We start from the raw sequence: 24,003 nt of genomic DNA, 5'->3' as shown, positions 1-24,003 counted from the left end.
CGGTCTTTACTCATGCCACCCCCTTTTTGAGAGGCACTACTTAAGAGCTAAACCACCTTTTTTCGCTTTATAATAGATGTAAAATTGCATATACTATAGTCCATACCGAAATAAAGGAGGACTAAAAACTATATGAACACACCGAATTTTTTATCAACTAAATTTTTACAAAACTACGTAAACAAGAAAGTACCGTTTACGGAATTAGGCGAATTTGTTTATCTACGTACTTACAGTAGATTTCTTGAACAAGAGGGCAGACGTGAGAAGTGGGAAGAAACTATTAAACGAGCAATCGAATATAACATAGGTTTAGAGACACGATTTAATCCAGAAGCGAATGTTGATGCATTACGCAAAGAAGCAGAGGAACTATTTGAAAATATGTTCCACCTTCGCCAATTCCCAAGCGGAAGAACTTTATGGGTTGGAGGCACACCTGTTGCAGACCTATTCCCTATTTCAAACTTTAACTGTTCTTTCCTGGTTATGGATAGCTTTGAAGGCTTTTGTGAACAATTTTATCTCCTCATGATTGGTTCTGGTGTTGGATTTAGAACAATGCCTTATGATGTAGAGAAAATCCCTTCTTTCAGAACAGGTGTTAAATTAACTTCTAAAGATTACCGACCTGTTCCGAAAAAATACCGCAGAGAGTTTACCAGTTTAAAAGTCGAAGGTGATAAAGCGATTATCATCGTAGGCGATTCTAAGGAAGGCTGGATTACTGCATTAGATTTATATTTTAAACTATTAACTTCTTTCCTTTACAAAAATGTAAAACACATTATTGTCAACTTTGACAATGTGCGTGGCAAAGGAGAAAGATTAGCTCGATTCGGAGGTACTTCTTCTGGTCATACTTCTCTAAAAACGATGTTTGAAAAAATCCACAAAGTTATGATGCGTACAGAAGGAAAACTACAACCAATTGACGCACTTGACATTGGTAATATCATTGCAGAAAACGTAGTTTCTGGTGGAGTTCGTAGAAGTTCAGAAATCAACTTAGCTTCTAAAGACGACATGGACATCGAAAATGCAAAGAATGGCATGTACTATCAAGATGAAAACGGAGAATGGGTAGAAAACAAAGAAATCCTTCACCGCAGAATGAGTAATAACTCTATCTTCTATGAAGACAAGCCAACAAGAGAGGAACTTCACCAAAACTTTATCAATATGAGATACACTGGTGAACGTGGCTTTGTTAATGCCAAAGCTGGTAGAAAACGCAGAAAAGACTTCGCTGGAATGAACCCATGTGCTAAGATTTTGGCTCATGTAAATCATCGGGTAAAATCGGTAACAGCTAAATAAGCATGATGATACTTTTGAGTGGTCAAAAGAGGAGTGGCGAATACGCTGACTAAGAGAGCCTAAAGTCCTGAAATATGGATAGTTGGTAATACCGAGGTAAAGCAGAGAATCAAAGCTCTGGCTCACCGTAACGCATAGCAGTTGAAACTCTATCAATCTTAGAGAATAGAACACTGCCAAGAGTATCCGAACCTTAAAGATTGAAACCAAACTTTAATGGTAAAATGTATGCTAACCTGAATAGGAATGAACCTATTGTACTTTTTATATAAGCAAGATATAAAAGGAATGAGGAGAAACCTCCAGAAGTATCAGATAAAAAACTGATACGATAATAATTGGAAATCTTACTTGCTGACAGAGGTTTATGTAACCTAACAACTGTTAATATGTTAGCCTTTGTTGAAAATGGCAAACTAAATAAAAAGAAATTATTCAGAGCTTTTGCTTTGTCTGCACGTCTTGGATTCCGTATGACGCTTCCAGAACTTGAAATCCAAAGCTGGAACGAACAACAGAAGAAAGACCGTCTAATCGGATGCAGTATGACTGGTTATTACGACATGGTAGATGCAGTCGATATGTCTAAAGAAGACCAACGTAAATTGCTAAAAGCTCTTAAACGTGTAGTAAGAAAAACAGTTGATGAATACGCAAGACAATTGGGAGTAAATCCAAGTTTATTGGCAACAACTGTAAAACCAGAAGGCACAATTTCTCAATTACCAACGGTTTCTTCAGGTATTCACAGAAGTCATTCTCCTTACTTTATCAGACGTGTTCGTATTTCTGCTCATGACCCACTTGCTAAAGTTGTAATGGCACTTGGATACCCTGTTCATCCTGAAACTGGACAAACATGGGCTGACGCTTCTACTTTAGTTGTTGAATTCCCTGTGAAATCAACTGCAAAAACAGTGAAATCACAAGTTTCAGCAATTGAACAATTAGAAACGTACAAAATGTTCCAAGACAACTTCACTGAACACAATACGTCAATTACAGTGACAGTTAAAGCTGACGAATGGGAAGAAGTTGAACAGTGGGTTTGGGAGAATTGGGATTCTTTCGTGGCAGTATCGTTCTTACCATTAGACGATGCGGTTTACCCATTAATGCCATACGAAGAAATCACTGAAGAAGAGTACAACAAACGTAAAGACGAAATGAAACCATTCGATGCTTCCCTGCTTTCTCGTTTTGAAAAAACACAAGAAGAGTTAGACATTGGAACAGATGGTTGCGAAACTGGTGCTTGTCCAGTTCGATAATATAAAAAAGAGAGAGGATAACTCCTCTCTTTTTTTATTGTCTTCTTATGAAGTCCACTCTTCATTCGCTATAGGCTGATACCATTCTTTCAATTGTGAAAGGATAATATCCCCTGCCATATAAAGAGCTATCATGGATAAATTGTGGTGAATGGTTGATAATAAGACAAATATTCTTTGTGGAGCAATCAAGTTAATCGACCCCTTGGATAACACATGAGCCAAATGTTGCTTTTGACCTTTGTGATAAGCCTTATTTATTCTATGGTTTCCATCTAACACAAAAAATCCTGGTACTGCATATGGATACTCCAACAGGACAACAGGTTCTTCTTTTATATTTTCGTAATGAGGGTCAACAACAATAAATTGAGTATATTCATATAATTTACTTACTTCCATTGAAACAGGTATTAATTCTGCTTGTTTGATTAACATATTTGCATAGACAATCGGGAAAAGATATCGGATATATCCTGTACTTCTCCCTAAAACAACTTCTGTTTCAAATATTTGCTCATTTTCTTCCATTTTAGAATGATTTATCATGTCTATCATTGATGATTTGTCACGCTGGAATTGTTCTGCTAACTGTTCTTGATAAATCGCTTCAAAATTTTCTCTAAAAGGAAAATCCTTTTTTTGCTGAAAAACGGAAAGTGTTTCAATTTTCATGTTTTTGATTTCTTCTATGTAAGGTTTTATGTGACATATATCATGTAATTCTATTTCTTTCCCTTTTAAAAGAGCTTCATATAGTCCAGTCATTTTCTCTCTCCTTTGCTCTCTTTTCTTTTCTTCCATTATCTACTGAACTTCCATAAAAAGAAAGATAAGGTTACATATTTTTTAAGCGAAACGACCATTCTAAGAAATGAAGCGGAAAAGATGTTTGGATAGAAACATTTTTAAGCACACAAAAAGAGAGGCTAACCCCCCGATTACCTCTCTTCTTGTTATATAGACATTACCCTTTATTCGTTTCTTACTATTGTATCCTCCCCAGGAACAATTTTCTGACCGTCTATAAAGAATAAAGCTATAATTATTTTGTTGTTATATCTTATGGTATTTTTCTTATTTTAAAACTCTATATTGCCCTAACCTTGCTTAGTTTTTAGCTGATGTTCTTATTGAAATGGGCTACTTTTTAAAAATTTAATTAGAAAACTGAACAAGCAATAAAAAACATCTTCCAAAAAGAAGATGTTCTTTCCTCATGCTAAAAAGAAAATGGCGGTTACTGCGACAATAATAGAAGCAACAGCTTCCAATATCGCTAAAAAGATATTTCCGAAACCACCTGTAAAAGCGGTTAAAGCTCCTCTAATCGTTGCTTTAAATGCCTTTAGAATAGCTGGTATTGCTCCACCTATAATAATAGCAATAATCCAATGTGTCATAGGATTGTCTGTCTGAACAACAGAGAACATGACTAAGATACCAGCAATCACCGCAATAGGTGTATCAATCATATCCATAATATTGTCAACTCCTGGTATCAAATAAGAAAGCAATTCAAATACTGTCCCAATACCAAGAACGATTAAAGCAGTATCCGTTCCCAACCATTCCATATTGGGTGATAAATCGATGAACCCTGTTAATGACCCTATTGATAAAAACAACATAGGAATAAAGATTCTAAATCCAGTCGCAGTGGCTAAAGCCAATCCAACCAAAATACTGACCATTGTTGTAATAATAGACCCTCTCCTTTCTCTTTTTCTACTATTAGTTTATACGAATAAATGACTTTTGGATATAAAAATATGTCAGTATATATTGTATATAGTCAACGCATATGGTATAATAAGGTTTAAGTAAAAGGATTTCACCTTCTTTATAAATAAGGGTATAAATTTGTATGATGAAAGAGTATTTCGTTACATTCAAAAGAAAGGGGTATGAAAATTTATATGGAAGAACAAAAACGATTGAACGAGAATAAAAAGAAATTTGAGTGGACTAAAAAGAAAATTATTGCAACGAGTATTGCTGGTTTGTTAGTCCTTTCGGGTTCTGTATGGGGAGTTCTTTCCTTCATGGACAAAGGAGAAGAAAAAGAGCCAACAGTTGAAGCATCTGTGCCTGAAAAAATAGATTTCGGGAAAGAAGATGTGAATAAATCTAAGTATGAAAAATTACTTGCGTTGGACTACACGCTACTAAATGCAGAAGTTATTACAGATGAAACCAAAGATAATACACTTTTCATGAGTGTTCAAGTGAAGGAAGCCTTGGCAGAAGATGAATTGTATTCTCTTGGCAAAGAAGCCTATAACGTATTGAAGAAAGAAGTAGGAAAAGATGATACCATTTCTTCTGTTCATATCAACGTCTTTACATCGAAAGAAGGATATGCAAAGACACAAGATAAGGATTATGTTGGTGGGCATGTGGAAGGTTTAATCCAAGAATATTCCTCTAATCATGTAAATGGTAACAAGGCGTTTGTTCAAGAATATATTCCATTTGAACAAAAGACAGATGCAGAAGCTATTGAAGCAACACTTGACTTTGAAGTATTAAATGCCAATGTAACTGCTGACAAAACATTAGTAGACGCTGATGTGATAATTGCTGGTGGTACACAAGAACAAATCAAAGATATGATAGCAAGTATCGTATCTGCATTGAAAATAAAGAATGAAGGCACAAAAGATGTTGCTCTTCGCATTTATAATTCCGAAGAAAATTACAAAAATGGTCATATCAATTATGAATATTCAACTGAAAAGCCAAACATCATCTTAAAACAAGCTCAATTCACATTCTAATAAAAGAGAGAGTTCTAATCATCAAAGGTTAGATACTCTCTCCTTTTTATTCTACATAATAAGTAGTTGTCTCACTATTTTGGTCATTTTCATAAATGTGGTGCAAAGTGTGTAAGATAAAAGATATTTTATAGGAAAGGAGTTACGTCTTTAACACGTTAAAAGGGAAAAAGGTTTATTAATAAAGGAAAGATTTCAAAAAAGAAAAAACACATAATCAAGGGAGAGATTTTACATGTTAAAAAGGAAAAGTAATAAAATATTATCAGGAATTTTAGCTTCAAGTATTGTGATTTTAGGTGCATCCGTATATAGTTACTCATTATTTGATTCTCACGCTGAAAACCCTTCATCCGTTGTTGAAAAAGCCTCAACAAAAGCACAACCAGTTGAGAAAAAAGACACTGCGAAGAAAGAACAAGTGAAAAAAGAACAAGTTGTAGTAGCAATCCCTAAACAAGAAGACTTGTTTGAAGGATTTGTTCGTGTTCCCCACAAGATTGTTGCAGGAGAAAGTGCTTGGAAAATCCAAAACTCTTTAACTCCCAATCAAAACATTGGAACAATGTTGCAATTAGTATCAAAAGCAAATGGAAATATGGCTTTGCACCCTATTTATACAGGTCAGACAATTTACTTCCTAAAAGAGCAGGATAAGTCGGTAGTCCAAGCAACAACAGAAACTCAAACTGTTGAATCGAAGACTACTACATCACAAACTGCTACTAACTCTCAAGCAGTTCAATCAAAAGAAGGAAAGACAACCCAACAAACGGTTGCAAATAATCCTAAACCAAACAATACAGGCAATAAACCTTCCCAACCAGCAACTCCTCCTGCAAGTGGTGGTGCTGTTAAAATAGATAATAATACAAGTACACAAGACATTATTGCAATGGCAAAGAAATCAAACAAATCATCACAAAATACTGTAACCATTCAGTATTCTCCTGATGTGACAGTTACATTAAATAATCTAACAAATACTGGTGAAGTAAAGCGTAATTATACTTACTCTGCTTCAAACGTAGAGTATGCTACAAAAGTTGATTACAATGTTGTGGATGCTTCTATCGAGGGAAATAAAGGTGTTGCTCACGTTATTTCTCCTGATGCAAATAGCCAAGCGATGTATGATATTTCTAAAGAACTTTCTGCTCTTATTAACAGTGCAAATGGAAGTGTGTCTACTGTAGACGTGTACTTCTATGACAACCAAGGAGCGGTTGATTCTGGAAATTATAAATGGAAATACACTGACGCAAATCCTAACAAAGTAATGGAACGTGAAACCTTTACTTTTTAATCATAAAACACTAAAATGCGGTTGATTTTTCAACCGTTTTTTTATTTTTATAGAATTATTTCTGACTGTATATAATAGATGGAATCAAGTTATAGGAAAGGTGTGTATCTAACACAAGAAAAAAGGAGGGACAAAAATTGGTTTAGTAGATTTTTAAATCAATGGTCTAATTCAAATAGGAAAAAACATTAAAAGGAGTGTCTATCATGACAAAAAAGACAAAGTTAATCGTTAGTATTTCAGTGTTTGCTATTATTTTAGTTTCAGTTATTGGGTATCTTGGCTTTAAAGGAGCTTCTTATGCAGACGAATCCTCAAAAAAACCTTCTAAAATAGAACAACAAAAGAAGGAAACTGCCCCTACTTCAAAGAAAGAAGAAGTTGAAAAGCAGGAAATAAAAGAAGGATTTAAGAAAGAGGTAAATGGTTCTACCTTCACCATTCTAAAGAAAAGTGGAGAAGGCAATCAAGTAGTCGTTGATATTTTAGTAGATAACGCTACGAAGAATGAACAATTTATCGCTATCGCTAAAGAGGTCAACACCCTTGTAAGCGAAGAAGGTAAAAAGAATGTAACTGTAAAAGTATTCCAATCTGAAAAAGGAGCTTCTGTTGCAGAGTTTACATTCGATAACCTATCTGGTAAGAAACAAGCTGAACTAAATCGTACTCATTCTTTTGGAAAAGTTGAAATTCAATACGGAAGGGTAGACTACGATGTGTCGAACGCTACTGTAAATGGAGCAACTGCAGATATTTCTGTGATAGCTTCTAACTCTGATAGTCGAGCAATGTTTGATATTGCAAAAGAACTTTCTGAACTAACAAAGGAAGAGAATAAAAATATTACTACTATCAATATTTCTTTCTTTAATAGCTCTGAAGCGTATAACAACAAAACTCCACAATGGGTTTATACAGATAATGCTTCTACACAAATCAGTGAAAAAAGCACATTTGGGTACTAATCCAATCAAGGGTACAGGTTAATTCCTGTACCCTTTTCTCTTTCTATCCCCTCTTTTTATTGACGCTTACCCCCCTATCCTTTATCCTAAAAATAAGTTTTCTTTTGGAAAGGATATATACATATATGAATACCATAAACAATGGCGTTTTGAACAAAAATACATTACGTGTAAGATATGAGAATTCCACTCCCTTTTTTGAAATTCATGTCGAACCTGATTTGTTTTCAAAGTTTCAGACTGACCATGTATTAGATATTCGAGTTCATTCAGTAGAAGATGATTCATTGAAATTCACTATCCGTTTAAAAAGTTTTCGCACCACCATTCATTTTCATACTACTCTTTCCAGTTGGAACAAACACCAACAACCTATTCGGAAATTCCTTATCGCTTTTAGCTCTCTTGAAACGATACAGATTAAGATTTTTTCAACAAAAGAAAAAGGACAAGTTGAACGAATTATCCCCCTCCCTGCTTCTGTTCGTGAAACTTGCAAATATTTCATTGGTGATTTTGCCTATTTTGAACCAAATGACGGATTAGAAGAAACCTTTACTGAACTTCCGAATGGATTCTTAGTTCCTTATGTTCAGTCTCAATTTGTGTTTTTATGTAAAATAGAAGATTCCTTGTTTGATAAAATAAAGTTAGCTCCTTACGATGAAATAAAGTTACATACTACACAAAACAATCATTCTATTAGCTTTTCTTTGTCTTTTCATGATATTCCTTTAGCTTCGTTTCCGCTTGAACGAAAGAATGTTTGTGAAGACATTGAATCCGATTTTCTCTTTTTGGTAGAGCATCCCATGATTCGTTATATCATCACAAGCTCTTCTATGAAGGATAATATGTATCTACAATTTAATCATTTTATCAGTGAGGATATGACGGAAAACATTCATACGTTTTTTCGCCCAATCTCATTAGTTGAACAAGAAACCTCTCTGTAATAGAGAGGTTCTTTTTTTAAGCTATTTCTTTGGACAAATCATATAATCTTCCTTTTAATCCATTTGTATCCAGATAGAAAGGAAAACAATCATAATCGTCTCCATCTAAAAGCATTTGCCCTTCTTGAAAAAAACATTTTGCACCATATTTATCATACCCTGCAGTAAAAGAGGGGAATTCCTCTTTCACAATTTCTTCAAACAGTCGATTATACACTCTCCAAAAAGCGTACATATCTACATTTTTGACACTTCGTTCTTTCAAGGTAGATAAACTATCCCCAAAGTAATCAGCTATTACCATATTCTCACGTACTTCTTTCAACTTCTTAAAGGCAACCTTCGCTTCCTTTTCATACATTAAATCTGCCTTCTGATACACATGAATAGGAGCAATCATATTAAATAAATCATCTTTTGTTACGATTGTCATTTTTACCATATTAAACTTCCTCCCTGTTATATACCGTTTGATTTGAAACACCTTTTTTATAAAAACTCTTATATCTTATTCATAAATCCTTTTATCTAAAAGCGTAGAGCTAAAAATCGCAATGAATCTAATTGACTATAGTCTATAAAAATTGGTATGATTGAATAGTATAATGAAGTAACTTTTGCAAATTTAACAAGAAAGGAATGAATGTATGAAAAAGAGCAAGATTATCCCAATTACCTTGTCCCTTACCCTTCTTCTTTCGGGATGTACAGGCGTAAAAGAAAGCGTAGAAAACACCGTAAAAGATAATTTTGGTGCTTCTGCCATGACGGTAAAAGACATTAAAGCAAAATATGGTGTGGAGGAAAAACAAGGCATTATGCCTATGTACAACGTGGAAAGAGACAAAACATTTACATTTACTTTCCCATACAAATTTGGAGACATCTCTCCTTACGATGTTATGTCTGTTCATACAGATATTAAAGCATTACCTGAAAGCAAAATCTTGGCTTTCTATGAAGATGATTATCGAATTGGAGAAGAAAGAGGAAATGAAACCAAGTTGACAATTAAACCAGGGAGTGCGGTACTTCCTTCTAATAGTGATATGGAATCTGGTAAACCTACATGGGGCAACGCTCCTATTTACTATATCCGTATTAACTATGATTTGAACTCAAAAGAGCCAAAGAAATTAGATGAACCTATTATCGTTCCGTTTACCGTTAAATCTGAGCTTCCAGTACCAAATGTTCGGAAAGAAATTAGTCCTGACGGAAGATTAAAACTGGTATGGGACAAAGTAGAAGGTGCGGAAAAATACAATGTTTATAAAGTTAGCAACCTTACTTTATTAGAAACAAAAAATGAATCATTAAACGGAGCAGAGACAGGATACAAAAAACTTCCACTGCTTGATAGTACAACTACTGAAACTGAATATACTGATTTCGTTGGTAGTGGGAAAGATTCTCTAAATGAATATCAAGGTATTGTTTCTGGACAAAACTATGGTGTAAATGGCGATTACTTTGTAACTGCAGTAGCAGAAGAAAAAGAATCTAATTTCAGTGTTCCTGTAAGTACAGCTTCATTATCTTCTCAATTACCTCTTGAATTAGAGGACAACATTTCTCTATCAAGTTATGAAACCGTAAAAGATTTGCCAAAACAAGTTCGTGTTAAATTTATTGATGGTTCAATTCAAAATCGTGATGTAATTTATGATACAGAAAAAGTTGTTTACAGCGAATATGACCCTGCACAAATCAATTACACGATTAAAGGCACTGCTTTAAAAGGATATGTCATGGTTAAAGATATGAAAAAAACTGATACAACGAATCTAAATCCAAAAGAAGATTCAAACAGTGGATTCATTGAGCCAGATAATGAAACAGATAATGTTCCAAATCCAACAGTCCCTACTATCATTGAAAAATCAAAAGATGATAGCAAATCTAAACCATCTTCTGAATCAAAGAAAGACCAAGAATCTGAAAAACCAAGCAAATCAGATGAACCAGCTAAATCAGAAGAGCCTGTTACAAAAGAACCTGTTGCAACTGAAGAGCCAAAAGAAGAAGCTCCTGCTGAATCTACGGATGATGTTGTAGCGGAACAACAAGAGAACACGAAGGAACATGTAGAGGAAGGAAATAAAGAGGAAGTTGCTGTTCCAGAAGTTGCAAAAGAATTAGAAATTAATGCAAAATCCGCTTTAGAGGAATACTTAGCGTTAAAAATGATTGGTGCAGAAAATGAAATTTCCTTAGAAGCATTCCCTGAAGCTCAAAACTTCACAGTGATTGAAGATACGTTCAAAAAAGTTATTTACCAAAACCCATTAATTCTTGGTGTTAATCGCTATGCGTATGATTACTCTACTTTAACGCTTTATGTAGAATATGATGAAACTGCTGATGTTATTAAAAAGAAACAAGAGGAAATTGTGAATGAAGCCCAAAAGATTGTTTCTTCTACAATTAAGAAATCTATGTCAGACGAAGAAAAACGGTTGGCATTATATGATTACTTGAACGATAATACCAAGTATGATGACGAAGCTCTAAAAGCTGGAGAAGCAAGTGGCTTTAAAGATGTCGATAAATCATTTGCTGATTCGTTCTCCACGTATGGTATTATGGTTGAAAAGAATGGCGTATGTCAAAGCTATGCTATGACCTATAAAATGCTATTAGACTTATCTGGTGTTCAATCTATTGTTGTAACAGGAACAATGGATGGTGTTCCTCACGCTTGGAACAAAGTCAAAATTGACAACGAATGGTTACACACTGATAATACAAACAATGAAACCAATGTAGGTATCCCTTATATGGTCTATGAGAGCAATGATACAACTGTCGAGGCGATGAACTACAATGTTAATAAAGATTATTGGGTAGATGGTGAACTTGGTCAATTTGCTGGTAAAACAGATAAATATGACTACTATGTAGCCCATAAATTAGAAGTAAAAAATGCCAATGACTTAAAAGTTCAATTAGAAAAAGAAATCAAGGCTGGAAAAACAACCATTATTATTCGTATGGCAACAGCACTTGACCAATCCACACTCAATAATGTTTTGGGTGAAGTCATCAGCAAAAATGCCCCTGACAAACTAAGCTCTACTCGATTTGGTATGATGGGTGAAAAGTATCTCATGATTAAACTATAATGGTTTGATAGTTTAGAAGAAAGAAAGACAAGGAGATTATTCCTTGTCTTTTTTGTGTTCAGACGTTTTTTGTTCGTCTAAATGATATTCAAATACAAATCCACCTGCTTCATTTGGGAAGAATCGCTCAAATGATACCAACCCTTTCCCCTCTTGATAGACTGCCCTTTCTTCATATTGTTGATTTGGATAGTCTTCAAAGCCTTCCGCTTTTACGGTTGTGACGGTTGATATGTTTCTTTCCCCCTTCTCACCTGTTATTTTTTCAATTTTAGTATCAGCAAGATACTCTTCTCCATCCCCTAAAATAACCTCTTGTGACCAATGATTCCCTTCTTTCAATGGTGTTTTTAACACAACTTTATTAAGAATCATGTTCTTAGGGTCATCGTATTGAGCTTCTTCTAATTCTTCTCTTACAGAATCTTTATCTATTGTATAGATGACATCTTGCTTATAGATATCTTTATTTTCCTCTGTTTCATCTTCCATTACTTCATATAGGGCAATTTCAGAAGTAACCCTTAATTGATTTTGCTCTTTCTTTAATTCTTTTACATTGACAGAATGAAGGTATCCCAATGTTCCAGCGAAATACAAAGGTTCTTTTTCATTTTGATAAATGAACCCACTTAATTCATTTGAATAGCTTCCCTCTTTCTCTTTTTCTATTTTCGGTTGCTGTACAGTCTGTTCGGATGTACAAGCAGTCAAAGTCATTAGTGATAAAGATAATAATGTTCCAATGGTTATGATTTTTTTCAATTTTTTCTTCCCTTCTATAAAAGATACCAGCTCTATATTGTAGATTTTTAATAGAAAGATATAATAAATTCTCCTTTTTCCTTCATATCTGTTAGTTTATGACCTGGTAATAAAACCATTTAAGTGCATTTTTCATTGCTTTTAGTCTATAAATAAGGTATGATAGACTATATGAAAGGCAGTCTTGTCGTGATTGCAAAAAGGTTTCTATAAAATAGAAGACCATTTAGAAGGGAGATTTTACTAAATGAATAAATTTGACGAATTGGCAAAAGAATGTCAAACTTTGACCTTTGAAGAAGGTTGGAAACGTATCTGGACAGAGGTTTTTTCATTAGAAAAGATTTTAGTTGCAGTAAAAAAACCAGTAGAAGAGCAAGACCAAAAAGAGCCACTATTGTTCATTGGAACAATGAATGAAACTCCATGTGTTTTCGCTTTTTCAGATAAAGAACACTTTGAATTATTTGAAAAACGTGTGATTGAAGAAGGTGACGAGCGTGAACTTGCTTTTCACGAAGTAAATGTAGAAGAGTTCCTAAACTTTTCTCAACACGTAGCCATGAATAACATTTCAACGATTATGATGAACTTTGGTACAGAATTTGCGTTCCATACTTCAACAAGAGAAATTGTTCCTATGTACAATGCGTTTGTCAAAGGAGATTTTCTTCAAGAACAGCGAGTTCAAGAAGGAACAATGATTCAAGTGGCAGTTCCAGAAGAAATCAATCAAATCAAACAAGCCATTGAACAAGTGAAAGGAAACTACCGAAATGTTCTTAACCACATTTCCCCTGTTTTAGTTAAATTAGGGAATCGTGTAGACCTTACATTTGTAATGGGATTCAAAGGTGGATTGCCTGTTGCCATTAAGAAAAGCGTCATGCAAAACATCCATAAAGAATTGGCAGTATCGCCATTGTTTCAAACCCAAATCTATTTCACCGAAGAACAAAATATTGTTCCACCACAAATTACAAATGTGGTTCGAGTGAATTTCTAAAACAGCAAACACAACAGGGTATTGGGACTTCTTTTCCTAATACCCTTTTTTTACCCATTAGATAGACTTCTACGACAACAATATGAAAAATAAAGGAGGAAATAAACAAATGAGAAATTCCCACCTGTATCAATATCTCAAAGGTTTGAGAAAGGCTCAGGGAAGCCAAAAAGATAATGTTACTGTTACTACTGCCAATGTGAAAAATCGAAAAGAAAAAGGTCAAAAGGTCTTACTTACAGCGATGTCTCTTATGTTATCAGCAGGGATATTTCTACCTTTTGGAGAGCAAGTAGCGGAGGCTTCATCTCTTACCCATGTTATTCAAAAGGGTGATACCTTGTATAAAGTCGCCAACGAATATCATGTATCTGTTGATAAATTAAAACAAGCAAACAAATTATCAAGCAATACGATTTATGTAGGGAAGAAATTAGTCATTCCTGGTCAAACAGCACCAGTACAAACGACAGCACCTAAAAAAGTTACTTCGCCTTCAACGTCAAAAAGTATCTACAATCCTAAAGTTCCTATGAAAAAGGAACAACAAGAGTATTTATACAAGTTGACTCAACAGAGAGGATTAGATTATAAAAAGACATTAGCACTAATCAAAACAGAAAGCACCTTCAATCCTAATGCTCTTGGTGGAAGCAATTATGGATTAATGCAAATCAATAAGGTGAATCACGCTTCATTAGCGAAAACATTGAAAACTGCTAATAAACCGTATGACCCATATATAAACATGAATTGGGGTACGTACATGCTCTCCGATTTGTATAAGTATTGGAAAGGTCGAGGATTGACTGGTACTAAATTAGACCAATATGTATGGAGTAGTTACAATCGTGGATTAGGTGGAGCGAAGAAGTACGGAATAAAGACTTCTTATGTCAACAAAATGAATGCGAATGTAAAATATATTAACAATCTATTCTAAATAAACCACCATTTAAACTGCAAAGATTTTTTATCTTTGTGGTTTTTTTTATGTCTTTTTTATTCGATTATAAACAATTCCCTCACTCCTTCCCTCCTTTTTATTAATCACTAACAATTCACATATAATATTTTATATTTTATATAAAACAGGAAAAATTTCGTTTTTATTTATTAGGAGGAAAAGACATGAACAACGGAAAAGTATTAACTTTGATGGAGAAGATACGATTACAACAGGAACAAGCAATTAAAGCACAAGAATTGCAAAAAAAGAAACGTGAAAGACAACGTATTCTTAGAAGAAGAAGACGTGTGGCAGTAGTAGTTTTAGCTTCACTTATGGTAACTTTTATTTATGGTATGAATCTTTTATTTAATGACAATTCTAAAAGCTATGCAATTGAAGCACCAATTGAAGAAAAAACAACAAAAGAAGCACCTCAAAAGGAAATAAATGTAGAACAGAAAGAACAAAAAGTTCTACCTGTTACTACTGAAGTATCTTCTACAGTGGAAACAACTCCAAGCAAACCAAGTGTTTATAACGAAAACATTCCTATGCCAAAAGAACATCAGGAATATCTTTATGAACTTTGTGAGGAACGTGGATTAGACTATCATAAAACTTTAGCAGTTATTCAACATGAAAGTAAGTTTAATCCCAATGCGTTAAATGAAACAAATGATTACGGTTATTTCCAAGTGAATGCTGTCAACCATGCTGATTTAGCGAAAAAACTTCATACAGATAACAGTGCATTTAATCCTTACATTAACATGAATTGGGGAACATACATGTTAGCTGACCTTTATTCTTATTGGGGAGAAAAAGGTTTTACAGGAAGCACATTGGATGAAGTTGTATGGAGCAGTTACAACAAAGGTATCACTGGATTCAAAGAAAATGGACACGCTACAGCGTATGTTTATAAAATGAAAGCATCTATTCAAGAAATTGATGAAAAATTTTAAAAAAGAAAGAAGGTATTCCAATAAGGAACGCCTTCTTTTTATTTTGCATTAAGTTTGTTTGTTTTTCTTTGCTTTTTTCCAATGATGATAAGTCCAAAATAATTCTCCTGCTGAAGCAACAAGGAATAGCGTTCCCCATAAAAATTCACCATCTGTAATTCTATTATAACCATGATAACCAAACACCAGAGCCAATACTAAATAAGAAATGATATTTAACATCTCTATTTTACTCATATTTTCATCCCCTTCTCCTCTCTATTGAAATCATTGTATTTATTAATCCTGTGCCTCTACATTCGTTAAAATAGCGTGTCCATTGCGAACTTTTATAGTTGCAATAGCAGGACTCCCTTCTTCTTCAGAATTGAAATCTACTACACTATCAACTTGATTAATGGCATCTTCTAATTCTTTTCCAGTATTTTCAGGAACAAAGAACTTATCCAATTCATAATAAATGTCGGCTGTTTGGTTTGCTTTTATGCTCTCAAAGTCTTTTTCACTTTCTGCATATTCTCGGATTTCTTCGTCTGATTTAATCCACAAGTAATCCATTTCACCTTCCAAAAATACGCCTGTCTTTGGCTTTTCAGTAACCACTTTATCGACTTCGTAAATACCATTCTTGTTTTCTTTTAAAACCGAATACACAACCAATGGTTCATCACGATAGGAGGAAGCGTTTTGTTCGAGAAAATAATCCTTTACTGCGTTATCCAACTTACTTTCATGCACTTCTTCAGCTTGATAACTAAGCGTGACATAATCTCCCCTGAACAAATCTCTTGGGTCAACTGGTTTGGTTTCTAACTTTATTTCTTTCCCTGTGGTAATCGTCAACAGTGGAGAAATAGTCATTCCCACCAATGCGACCATTGGAATAGAAAAGGCAATCATTTTTTTCATGTTATTATCCAACATTCTTTTTTCCCCCTTTCTTTCTTTGCTTTTCAAAGTAGTAACCGAATCCCATTAGGATAGCCCCACCTAAAATAAAGACCATAGACTTTGGTAAGAAGTCATAAGAAAGGTCAACGTAGAAACGTAAAATTAATGCACATAGTATAACAATACTGAACAGACTTCCTCTTTTCATAAGGAACAAAACAAATAAGAAGTAAGCAACACCAAAGATAAAATGGAAGTGGCTTCCAAAGATACTTTCTTCCCAAAGGAATGAAAAAGTAAGAGCAATCCCCACAAATCCATGAATCAAATGCCCCTGTACTTCAAATATTGTTTTGATTCTATCTTTAACAGGGATAAATACCATTGCAATCCCGATAAAGAATAAAAATAAAAGTCCAAAGATAGCTCTTTCTTCATCGAAAGCTACGAAACGGAACACCAACAATGTCACAAATTCAATTGCCAGTGCATTAACAAAGAACGTAAAGAGTTTTGAATAATTAATTTGCTTGTTAATGAAGCATAACAATGGAATCATTAACAACATGCTATATGGGATATGGAGACCAAAATCGTCATCTATGAAAATAGCAGTTTGATAGAAGAACAATAGGAAACTTATAAAAATTAAAATAATTTTATCTTTTAACACATACGCAATTGGAATACTTCCCAACGCCCATATCAATAAAGAATTTTGGTATTCACCACCAATGTTAAACATTTGTTCAACTAAGAAAATCCCTGCTCCAAAAAAGAGAACGCCTAAATAATGCATCGTTAATGCGGTTTTAGGATGGTTTTTAGCCATTTTTAAACCAGCGATATTTACGCCTAAAATTGATAAAAGAATGAGTGCAAACTTTAAAGTTTTCCCCATATATATCCAGTTACTTGCCACAAAGCTCAAAACCCCTATTCCTAATAAGAAAGCTCCAACAGTTAAAAGGATACGAACAAAATTCAATCCACCGCTTACCTCATATTGACCCAAGATTTCTTCTTTCTGAAGGTCTGGAAGCAGTCCTTTTCTTTCAAAGAATTCTAATTCATTTTTCATGAATTGATAATTCCCTTTCGTAATCTTTCGTTTACTCATTTTTTTTAACCCCTTCCTCTTTCAATTTTTTTCGATACAGATTCATAAAAATAAATCCATTACAAGCGTTTATAAAAGCAAGAAATACCCACATCATTCCTTCAAAACCACTCAATACCCATGACATAAAAAAGAGTCCAGAAGCCAAAAAGAATAAAGTAAAACTACTCTTTAAATTTTGTATTTCTTTTTTCAAGTTTCGACCTCCCTTCATTATTGACGTTTTCCAAAAAAGTCTGTTTCTTGTCCGATTCGTTCTTCAAAGAACTTGTCAAACTCGCTATCAAACTTTGTCAGTGGAATGGTTTTAAGAATAAACCACATTTTATCTACTTTTGGTTGATACTCTTCAAATTTTTGATTGAAAAACTCTCGAATTTCTTCATCGGTCTTTTCTGTTTTATATTTTTCTATTCGTTTTCCCCCTGTTCCATTTGGGGCTGACACGATTACATCAACTTCTTTATCGTCAAACCAGTTACGAACGACTTGATATTTCATATCTCCCTCTAATTTTTTACTCATTTTAAACGCATTTTCTACAATCACCAATTCAATTCTTTCTCCTTTCCATTTCAAGTTAAGTCTTTTATCTTACGTAAATATAAGTTTATTTACTATATTCATATTATACCAATTCATTGACTATAAACAATGTTAATGTTATAATTTTTATATACACGAACCAAAGAAAACGTGAAGATTTAACCATAATTCAAAAGGCATGTAAGAGCCAACCGAATTATATTGGCTTTATAATGCTTTTTTATTTTATTCAAGTAAAAATACTATTATTTAAGTCGTCAACACACATTATACAAACAGGAGGATAATTATGAATATCTACTTTAATCGCTGTTTCACACAAACAGCAAAGGTCATAGAACTATTACAAAACAATCCAAATGGAGAGAAGTTTACGATTTTTATTTCTCATTCTTCTCCCAATAACTATTTAGAAGCTGTAGCTGACCATTTTGAAATTGAACCTAAATTAAGTGGTCAAGAATATGTTGATTATATTTTACAATTCTGTCGCACTCATAATATTGATGTATTCATTCCACGTAAAAACATGGAGTTACTGGCAAAACATCAAGATGAATTTGAAAAAATAGGTGTAAAAACACTCTTTATTGGAACAGAAGAAATCTATACACTTTTAAATGATAAAGTGGCTACGTATCAAGATTTAGAAGGTACAGATATTGTAAAAATTCCTTCTACTTATACGATTACAACGTATGAAGAATTCCAAAAAGCCTATGAGGAAATCACTTCTATGGGTGAAGTAGCTTGTATGAAACCAATTAGTGGAATTGGTGGAGATGGGTTTAAAATTATTCGTGAAAATGTAAGTGAAGTAGACGAACTTTATACGACAACTGGAGCAAATATTGCAAAAAGTCGTGTAGACAGAGTTCTTCAAAGTGTAGATAATATCGAACCTTTCATGATGTCTGTATTTATGGAAGACGAAGAATATAGCATTGATTGTTTAGGTAAAGACGGAGAGTTGATTGTAGGCGTTCCAAGACGTAAAATTGACCGCTATCGTAACAATATTGAGTATCGTGAAGAACTAATGGAGATTGCACGTCAATTAACAAAACGCTATAACTTAAGTGCTTTATACAATATTCAAGTTCGTTACCATAAAGGAGAACCTTATCTTATCGAAATCAATACAAGAATGTCTGGTGGCATGTACAAATCATGCTTTGCAGGAGTAAATTTCCCTTACTTAGCGGTTCAAGCTCTACGAGGAGAAGACGTAAAAGCACCTGATACCCTTCATTATGATTTCCAAATGTATATGACCAATCATTTTGAATTTAAGGCATTGAAGTAATGCTGGAAGATGTATTGCTCCCAATAGGTTCACTCGTTAAGGTAACGCCACACCATGACGAACAAAGATTGTATATGATTATTGGAAAGAGAATCATTAATCATGACAGTTTACGAGCATGGGATTATATTTCTGTTCCTTTTGAAGAAGGAGCAAAGCGGAAAATCTTTAAAAACATGGAACATGAAGAAAACTTTTTCTATTTTAACCATCATGAAATCGAAGAGATTGTTTCAACATTCACGCTTCCAGAGGCTACGACAGGCTCAATACATGAAGAAGAATAATCAGGAATCGGATTGATTATAGTATAACAAGCATACGCATCACTCCTTTTCATAGAGGGTCATTGATATTTTATCAATGGCTCTTTTTTTATCCATATTTATATAGAAAGGAAGATAATAGACTATCTATGAGAAACAATCCCATTCCACATTTAAAAAAAATAACAGGATGGAAAGAGCATCCGATTGAGCATAAAGAAGAAGAAATGCTTTTATTAAAAGAAAATGAAGGTTATCCTATCCTTCTCTCCCCACAGTATTTTTTGCAAGAAATTCCTTTTGCAACGAAAGATATGTATGTACGGAAAACGGTTCATGATAAACTTTTTATGGCATCCTCTAAACTTCCAAAGGGATACCAGTTGGTTATTTGGGATACATGGAGACCAGTAGAGGTTCAGCAATCCCTTTTTGACCATTATTATCGTATTTTTCAATCGCAATTCCCTTTTATGAGCCATAAGGAGCTAATTGATTATACCCAAACCTATGTTTCTTTACCAACTGACAATGAAGATTCCCCACCCCCACATAGCACTGGTGGAGCAGTAGATTTGAGTATTTGTGATTCAAAAGGTAATTTACTTCCTATGGGAACAAGTTTTGATGAAATGTCTCCACTATCTGCTACCAGGTATTTTGAAGATAAACTCAACCAAGAAGGAACATTGTCAAATTCAGAGCAAGAAGCTCTTTTGAATAGAAGATTACTTTTCGATGTTATGTGTAGCTCTGGATTTACCAACTATCACGAAGAATGGTGGCATTTTGATTTTGGCAATCAATTTTGGGGAACAATTAAAGGAAAAAACGCCCAATATAGAACGGTTTTATGGAATAACTTAAGAACATTCACATAATATAAAGAAACCACACTCCATTTCATATTTAAAACCACTGATATTTTTTATCGGTGGTTTTTTATATGTTTCAATCGAGTTATTTTTTAAACTTTATGTAGAGACTCCTGTTCTTTTCTTTACTCTTTTACTAATTCATTTACGAGATGCCAATAGTCAGACGGAATCTCAATGCCTTCTAATTCATTTAAATCCCCATTGTACATTTCTTTTATTTGTTCTTGAATGACTTCTTTTACTTCTCTTCCTTTTTTCAATTCTGATTCTATTAAAAGACAATCTCCTTTGTCTAAAGACAATGTATTTTGTTCAATAATCAAGATTCTCTCCTCCTTCTTTCCTTCTTTTTAATCATAAGAAAAAACCTCTATTTTGTATAGAGGTTTCTTACAGACTTTCAGCTATTTCATTTTCTTCTTCTATTGCTTCTTCTTTTTTGATGTTAAATTCTTTTTGGTAGAAAGTAGTTAATTCACGCAAACGAGCTAATTCCTTTTCATTATATTCCTTATTTCCACAAGAAGAACAAATTTGAAGTCTTGCACTGACAGGCATTGTATAGTTTGTTTCTTTATCTATCATAATATTTGCTTTTACACGTTTTATGGTTGTTTCGGATTTACATTTTGTACAAATTGTTTCTTTTTTCATATTGATATACTCCTTTTCTTCGCTGTTATTCTATAAAAACGCTATACACATTTGGATATTCATTTCCTTCTCTTTGTAAATTTATTATACCAATTGCATTGACTATAATCAACTACTTTTAAAATTTAGACTATAAAAAGAGCCACTATGTTTGTTCATAGTAGCCCTTCTCTTTTAATGATTATTTGGTGTTGTTGGCGTATCTGTTCCTTCTGCTTCTGTACCGTCTCCTGTGCCTTCTGGTTGCTCTTCTGTTGGTGGATTAGTTTGAGTATCATCTTCTCCATTCTCCGTTACAGGTGGCGTTGTAGGCTTACTTGGTTTCGTTGTTGGCGTAGAAGGTTTTGATTGAGATGGTTTCTGTGTATTTGTTGGATTTGTTTGCTCTGGAATCACAACTTCTTCTACTGGTACTTCAGGCAAAATTGGTTCAGGCTCTGGTTCAGGCTCAATGACTACTGGATGTTCTACATCATATCGCTCTGCCTCAATACGATTAACCTCTTTATTATATCTGGAATATAATTTATCTCTTGGCTCTTTTAATGCCACACGTTCAATTGCCATTTTCGCTTCATTCATAACTCCATACACATACTCATAATCATATTCACTATAAATACGAGCATCTTCTAAAGAAGCTAAAATGCTGTCTGCTTCATATTCCAATTGAGTTTCTTCTTCTTGCGTAATACCAGCGTCTTCTAACGCTTGTTTAATGGCTTCTAAACGCTGTCTCTCCGCTTCTTTACGGTCACGTTCAGCTTTTAGCCTTGCTTCTTCTTTACGCTTTTCTTGAAGCTCCCAATAAATTTCAGGTACTAACTCTTGTCTCCACCAACCTTTTCCGTCTTGTTTGTTTACTTCTCCTGTATTTGGATTTACAAACATATAAGAGATTCGGTCAGGTTGTTTGAAGTCTTTTTTCTTTAATCCTTTGTGAATCGTATTCATGAAGTCTTTCCAGATTTCTTTTGATAGATTCGTATTGGATAATGCTTGAGGAGTATCATATCCTGTCCAAATAACCGTTGTGTAATATGGTGTATATCCAGCCATCCAAGCATCTTTATTACTATTAGTTGTCCCTGTTTTACCAGCAGAAACTTGATTATTTAAAGCGTATTGTTTGGCAGTACCCCTTGTCATAACACCTTTTAATACGTCTGTCATGAGGTAAGAAGCACCACTGTCATAAACACGTTTTTTCTTATGCTTATTTTCATAAAGTGTAGTATTCGTAAAATCTACAATCTTCTTTATTCCAGTTGGCTTTATATATTCCCCATTACGTGCAAGTGTCGAATATCCTGCGGTCATTTCAAGTGGAGTTGCCCCATAGGTAAATCCACCAATTGCGACAATCGGATTTGCATCCTCTGGAACAAGATTAGAAAACTCTAATTCTGATAAATAAGAAACCATTTCTTTTGAGCCATATTGATTTAATAGCTGGAATGGAATGGTATTCCAAGATTGCTCGACTGCTTTACGAAGAGTCATGCTTCCATGATAACTGTTATCCCAATTGGAAGGACCATCCTTGACTTTTTTATCTGTCATAATCGAAGAAGCTAACTTTCCTTTTTCAAACGCTGGTGTATAGGCTACTAACGGTTTAATAGCAGAACCAGGTTGACGATAAGCAAGGAACGCACGATTAAATGTGTTGGCTACATCGTTTTGTGTTCTTCCTCCTACAATCGCAACTAAGTCTCCTGTTTCATTATCAATAACCGCTCCTGCTCCCTGCATTTTGTAAAGACCTGATTCAGAATCTTTAGCAGTAAATCCAGAAAGATTTTTATTTACCGTTTCTTGTAATTGAGCTTGTTTTTGCATATCAATCGTTGTATGAATTTGGTATCCACCATTACGAATTTTTTTGTTTAGCTGAAGGAATACATCATTGTAATTTTCCCAATACTTATTACGTTCCTCTTTAGAATCAAACCAATATTTAAATTGGAATCCTTCGTTTTCCATCAAAATCTTCGTAGCACTACTTAAGGCATATGAAACTTCATATGTTTCAGGTTGATATTTCTTTTCAGGCATATTCAATACAATCTTTTGAGCTATTGCCTCTTGGTATTCAACATCTGTAATGAAGCCATTTTCTTTCATTTCAGAAAGAATCATATCTCTTCTCTTTAACGTATTATCCATATTACGGACTGGATTATAAACGGTTGGGTTATTTGGGATAGAAGTCAGTAAAGCAATTTCAGAAATTGTTAAGTCTTTAGAAGGCTTGTTAAAATACGTTTTTGAAGCTGTTTCAATTCCATATGCTCCATTTCCGTAGTTAATATTGTTTAGGTAAAATTCAAGAATGTCTTCTTTGCTGTACTTTTCTTCTAATTTCATTGCGATTAAAATTTCTTCAATCTTTCTTGAATAGACCTTTTCCAAACTTAAAAACTGAACTTTAACTAATTGCTGTGTGATGGTACTACCACCTTGAGTAATTTCCCCTTTGTTTTTAATGAGTTCAAAGACTGCTCTTCCGATTGCCTTTACATCAAAGCCATTATGCTCTAAGTAACGAACATCCTCTACTGCAATGACCGCATCTTTAATATCAGCCTTAATATCTTTCCCTTCAATGTAGTAATAATCGTGACTGGCAACCTCTTTAATCACTTTTCCTTTGTTATCATAAATAACCGTTTCGGTTTTGTTTTTAAATGTCCCTTCATTAATGGAAGCAACTTTATGATTGGCATCATTCCAAATGTCCGTTGCAATTGGCTTGTACTTAATAACCATTGCACTTGCTCCAATAACGCCTATCAAAGAAACTGTACAGAAGGTCAAGGTCACACCTTTAACGAATTTTTGTAGTTTACTTTTCTTTTTCTGTTTCTTTTCTTTTTTTCGTTCTTCTCTTCGTTCTCTCCTCATTTATTTTTACCCTCCTTTTGT

At 34.0% G+C, this 24,003-nt stretch carries 25 protein-coding genes; 13 read left to right on the top strand and 12 right to left on the bottom strand.

Annotation, left to right across the window (positions count from 1 at the left end):
• The first annotated feature begins 132 nt into the window (after positions 1-132).
• Together CVD28_RS00210 and CVD28_RS00205 are read left to right on the top strand one after the other, a co-directional pair.
• Complete coding sequence (locus CVD28_RS00210) at positions 133-1,320, top strand: hypothetical protein (RefSeq protein WP_101590241.1); 1,188 nt, start codon at positions 133-135, stop codon at positions 1,318-1,320.
• A gap of 449 nt (positions 1,321-1,769) precedes the next feature.
• Positions 1,770-2,591 carry a hypothetical protein gene (locus CVD28_RS00205; protein ID WP_142384697.1) on the top strand — a complete coding sequence of 274 codons (822 nt, stop codon included), beginning with the start codon at positions 1,770-1,772 and terminating at the stop codon, positions 2,589-2,591.
• A 45-nt stretch (positions 2,592-2,636) separates the two neighbouring features.
• Here CVD28_RS00205 and CVD28_RS00200 read toward each other — a convergent pair whose 3' ends face one another.
• Together CVD28_RS00200 and CVD28_RS00195 are read right to left on the bottom strand one after the other, a co-directional pair.
• Complete coding sequence (locus CVD28_RS00200; protein WP_101590239.1) at positions 2,637-3,395, bottom strand: hypothetical protein; 759 nt, start codon at positions 3,393-3,395, stop codon at positions 2,637-2,639.
• Positions 3,396-3,808: 413 nt separating this feature from the next.
• A complete protein-coding gene (locus tag CVD28_RS00195) occupies positions 3,809-4,285 on the bottom strand; it encodes a DUF4126 domain-containing protein (RefSeq protein WP_101590238.1) in 477 nt (158 codons plus the stop codon).
• 225 nt (positions 4,286-4,510) lie between these two features.
• Between CVD28_RS00195 and CVD28_RS00190 the strand changes: the two genes are divergently transcribed.
• The 4 genes from CVD28_RS00190 to CVD28_RS00175 all read left to right on the top strand — a co-directional run bounded on the left by CVD28_RS00190 (position 4,511) and on the right by CVD28_RS00175 (position 8,601).
• Positions 4,511-5,371, top strand: a complete 861-nt coding sequence (locus CVD28_RS00190; RefSeq protein WP_101590237.1) for a hypothetical protein — start codon at positions 4,511-4,513, stop codon at positions 5,369-5,371.
• Between the two features lie 235 nt (positions 5,372-5,606).
• Positions 5,607-6,677, top strand: coding sequence for a hypothetical protein (locus CVD28_RS00185; RefSeq protein WP_101590236.1), 1,071 nt, complete (start codon positions 5,607-5,609; stop codon positions 6,675-6,677).
• Between the two features lie 206 nt (positions 6,678-6,883).
• Positions 6,884-7,645: a hypothetical protein gene (locus CVD28_RS00180; protein WP_101590235.1), complete on the top strand. Its 762-nt coding sequence runs from the start codon at positions 6,884-6,886 to the stop codon at positions 7,643-7,645.
• Positions 7,646-7,770: 125 nt separating this feature from the next.
• Positions 7,771-8,601 carry a hypothetical protein gene (locus CVD28_RS00175; RefSeq protein WP_101590234.1) on the top strand — a complete coding sequence of 277 codons (831 nt, stop codon included), beginning with the start codon at positions 7,771-7,773 and terminating at the stop codon, positions 8,599-8,601.
• A 16-nt stretch (positions 8,602-8,617) separates the two neighbouring features.
• Here CVD28_RS00175 and CVD28_RS00170 read toward each other — a convergent pair whose 3' ends face one another.
• Positions 8,618-9,043 (bottom strand): hypothetical protein, encoded by a 426-nt coding sequence (locus CVD28_RS00170; protein ID WP_101590233.1) that lies wholly within the window; start codon positions 9,041-9,043, stop codon positions 8,618-8,620.
• Between the two features lie 205 nt (positions 9,044-9,248).
• On the opposite strand from CVD28_RS00170, the gene CVD28_RS00165 reads away from it, so the two are divergent.
• Positions 9,249-11,726: a transglutaminase domain-containing protein gene (locus CVD28_RS00165; protein WP_101590232.1), complete on the top strand. Its 2,478-nt coding sequence runs from the start codon at positions 9,249-9,251 to the stop codon at positions 11,724-11,726.
• Positions 11,727-11,762: 36 nt separating this feature from the next.
• Here the strand turns inward: CVD28_RS00165 and CVD28_RS00160 are convergent, their stop codons facing one another.
• Entirely contained in the window at positions 11,763-12,491 is a 729-nt protein-coding gene (locus tag CVD28_RS00160; RefSeq protein ID WP_101590231.1) for a hypothetical protein, read from the bottom strand.
• A 247-nt stretch (positions 12,492-12,738) separates the two neighbouring features.
• On the opposite strand from CVD28_RS00160, the gene CVD28_RS00155 reads away from it, so the two are divergent.
• The 3 genes from CVD28_RS00155 (at position 12,739) to CVD28_RS00145 (ending at position 15,414) form a co-directional block, all read left to right on the top strand.
• Positions 12,739-13,497 carry a hypothetical protein gene (locus CVD28_RS00155; protein WP_101590230.1) on the top strand — a complete coding sequence of 253 codons (759 nt, stop codon included), beginning with the start codon at positions 12,739-12,741 and terminating at the stop codon, positions 13,495-13,497.
• A 109-nt stretch (positions 13,498-13,606) separates the two neighbouring features.
• On the top strand, positions 13,607-14,440 hold the full coding sequence (locus tag CVD28_RS00150) for a LysM peptidoglycan-binding domain-containing protein (RefSeq protein ID WP_180953811.1): 834 nt from the start codon (positions 13,607-13,609) through the stop codon (positions 14,438-14,440).
• 188 nt (positions 14,441-14,628) lie between these two features.
• The gene (locus CVD28_RS00145; protein ID WP_101590228.1) at positions 14,629-15,414 is read left to right on the top strand and encodes a transglycosylase SLT domain-containing protein; all 786 of its coding nucleotides are present in this window, start codon (positions 14,629-14,631) and stop codon (positions 15,412-15,414) included.
• Between the two features lie 48 nt (positions 15,415-15,462).
• Here CVD28_RS00145 and CVD28_RS00140 read toward each other — a convergent pair whose 3' ends face one another.
• The 5 genes from CVD28_RS00140 to CVD28_RS00120 are packed head-to-tail and all read right to left on the bottom strand — an operon-like array spanning position 15,463 to position 17,977.
• Complete coding sequence (locus tag CVD28_RS00140) at positions 15,463-15,651, bottom strand: hypothetical protein (protein ID WP_101590227.1); 189 nt, start codon at positions 15,649-15,651, stop codon at positions 15,463-15,465.
• Between the two features lie 42 nt (positions 15,652-15,693).
• Positions 15,694-16,338: a GDYXXLXY domain-containing protein gene (locus tag CVD28_RS00135; RefSeq protein WP_257985716.1), complete on the bottom strand. Its 645-nt coding sequence runs from the start codon at positions 16,336-16,338 to the stop codon at positions 15,694-15,696.
• Positions 16,328-17,386: a DUF2157 domain-containing protein gene (locus tag CVD28_RS00130; RefSeq protein WP_257985715.1), complete on the bottom strand. Its 1,059-nt coding sequence runs from the start codon at positions 17,384-17,386 to the stop codon at positions 16,328-16,330. The genes CVD28_RS00135 and CVD28_RS00130 overlap by 11 nt, the downstream gene beginning before the upstream one ends.
• A 31-nt stretch (positions 17,387-17,417) precedes the next feature.
• Positions 17,418-17,621: a hypothetical protein gene (locus CVD28_RS00125; RefSeq protein WP_101590225.1), complete on the bottom strand. Its 204-nt coding sequence runs from the start codon at positions 17,619-17,621 to the stop codon at positions 17,418-17,420.
• Positions 17,622-17,638: 17 nt separating this feature from the next.
• A complete protein-coding gene (locus CVD28_RS00120) occupies positions 17,639-17,977 on the bottom strand; it encodes a hypothetical protein (RefSeq protein WP_101590224.1) in 339 nt (112 codons plus the stop codon).
• A 283-nt stretch (positions 17,978-18,260) separates the two neighbouring features.
• On the opposite strand from CVD28_RS00120, the gene CVD28_RS00115 reads away from it, so the two are divergent.
• From CVD28_RS00115 to CVD28_RS00105, 3 genes are all read left to right on the top strand, one after another.
• On the top strand, positions 18,261-19,277 hold the full coding sequence (locus tag CVD28_RS00115) for an ATP-grasp domain-containing protein (protein WP_101590223.1): 1,017 nt from the start codon (positions 18,261-18,263) through the stop codon (positions 19,275-19,277).
• Complete coding sequence (locus CVD28_RS00110) at positions 19,277-19,564, top strand: DUF4176 domain-containing protein (protein ID WP_101590222.1); 288 nt, start codon at positions 19,277-19,279, stop codon at positions 19,562-19,564. Before CVD28_RS00115 ends, CVD28_RS00110 begins: the two co-directional genes overlap by 1 nt.
• A gap of 128 nt (positions 19,565-19,692) precedes the next feature.
• Positions 19,693-20,424, top strand: coding sequence for a M15 family metallopeptidase (locus CVD28_RS00105; protein WP_101590221.1), 732 nt, complete (start codon positions 19,693-19,695; stop codon positions 20,422-20,424).
• A gap of 119 nt (positions 20,425-20,543) precedes the next feature.
• On the opposite strand, the gene CVD28_RS00100 is transcribed toward CVD28_RS00105, so the two are convergent.
• From CVD28_RS00100 to CVD28_RS00090, 3 genes are all read right to left on the bottom strand, one after another.
• Entirely contained in the window at positions 20,544-20,744 is a 201-nt protein-coding gene (locus CVD28_RS00100) for a hypothetical protein (RefSeq protein ID WP_101590220.1), read from the bottom strand.
• Positions 20,745-20,811: 67 nt separating this feature from the next.
• Positions 20,812-21,075: a hypothetical protein gene (locus tag CVD28_RS00095; RefSeq protein ID WP_101590219.1), complete on the bottom strand. Its 264-nt coding sequence runs from the start codon at positions 21,073-21,075 to the stop codon at positions 20,812-20,814.
• Positions 21,076-21,249: 174 nt separating this feature from the next.
• Positions 21,250-23,982 (bottom strand): transglycosylase domain-containing protein, encoded by a 2,733-nt coding sequence (locus CVD28_RS00090; RefSeq protein WP_101590218.1) that lies wholly within the window; start codon positions 23,980-23,982, stop codon positions 21,250-21,252.
• Positions 23,983-24,003: the final 21 nt, after the last annotated feature.

The organism is Bacillus sp. M6-12, assembly GCF_002860285.1.
Taxonomy (GTDB): Bacteria; Bacillota; Bacilli; order Bacillales; family DSM-1321; genus Peribacillus.
This window is presented reverse-complemented; position numbering and strand designations above follow the sequence as displayed.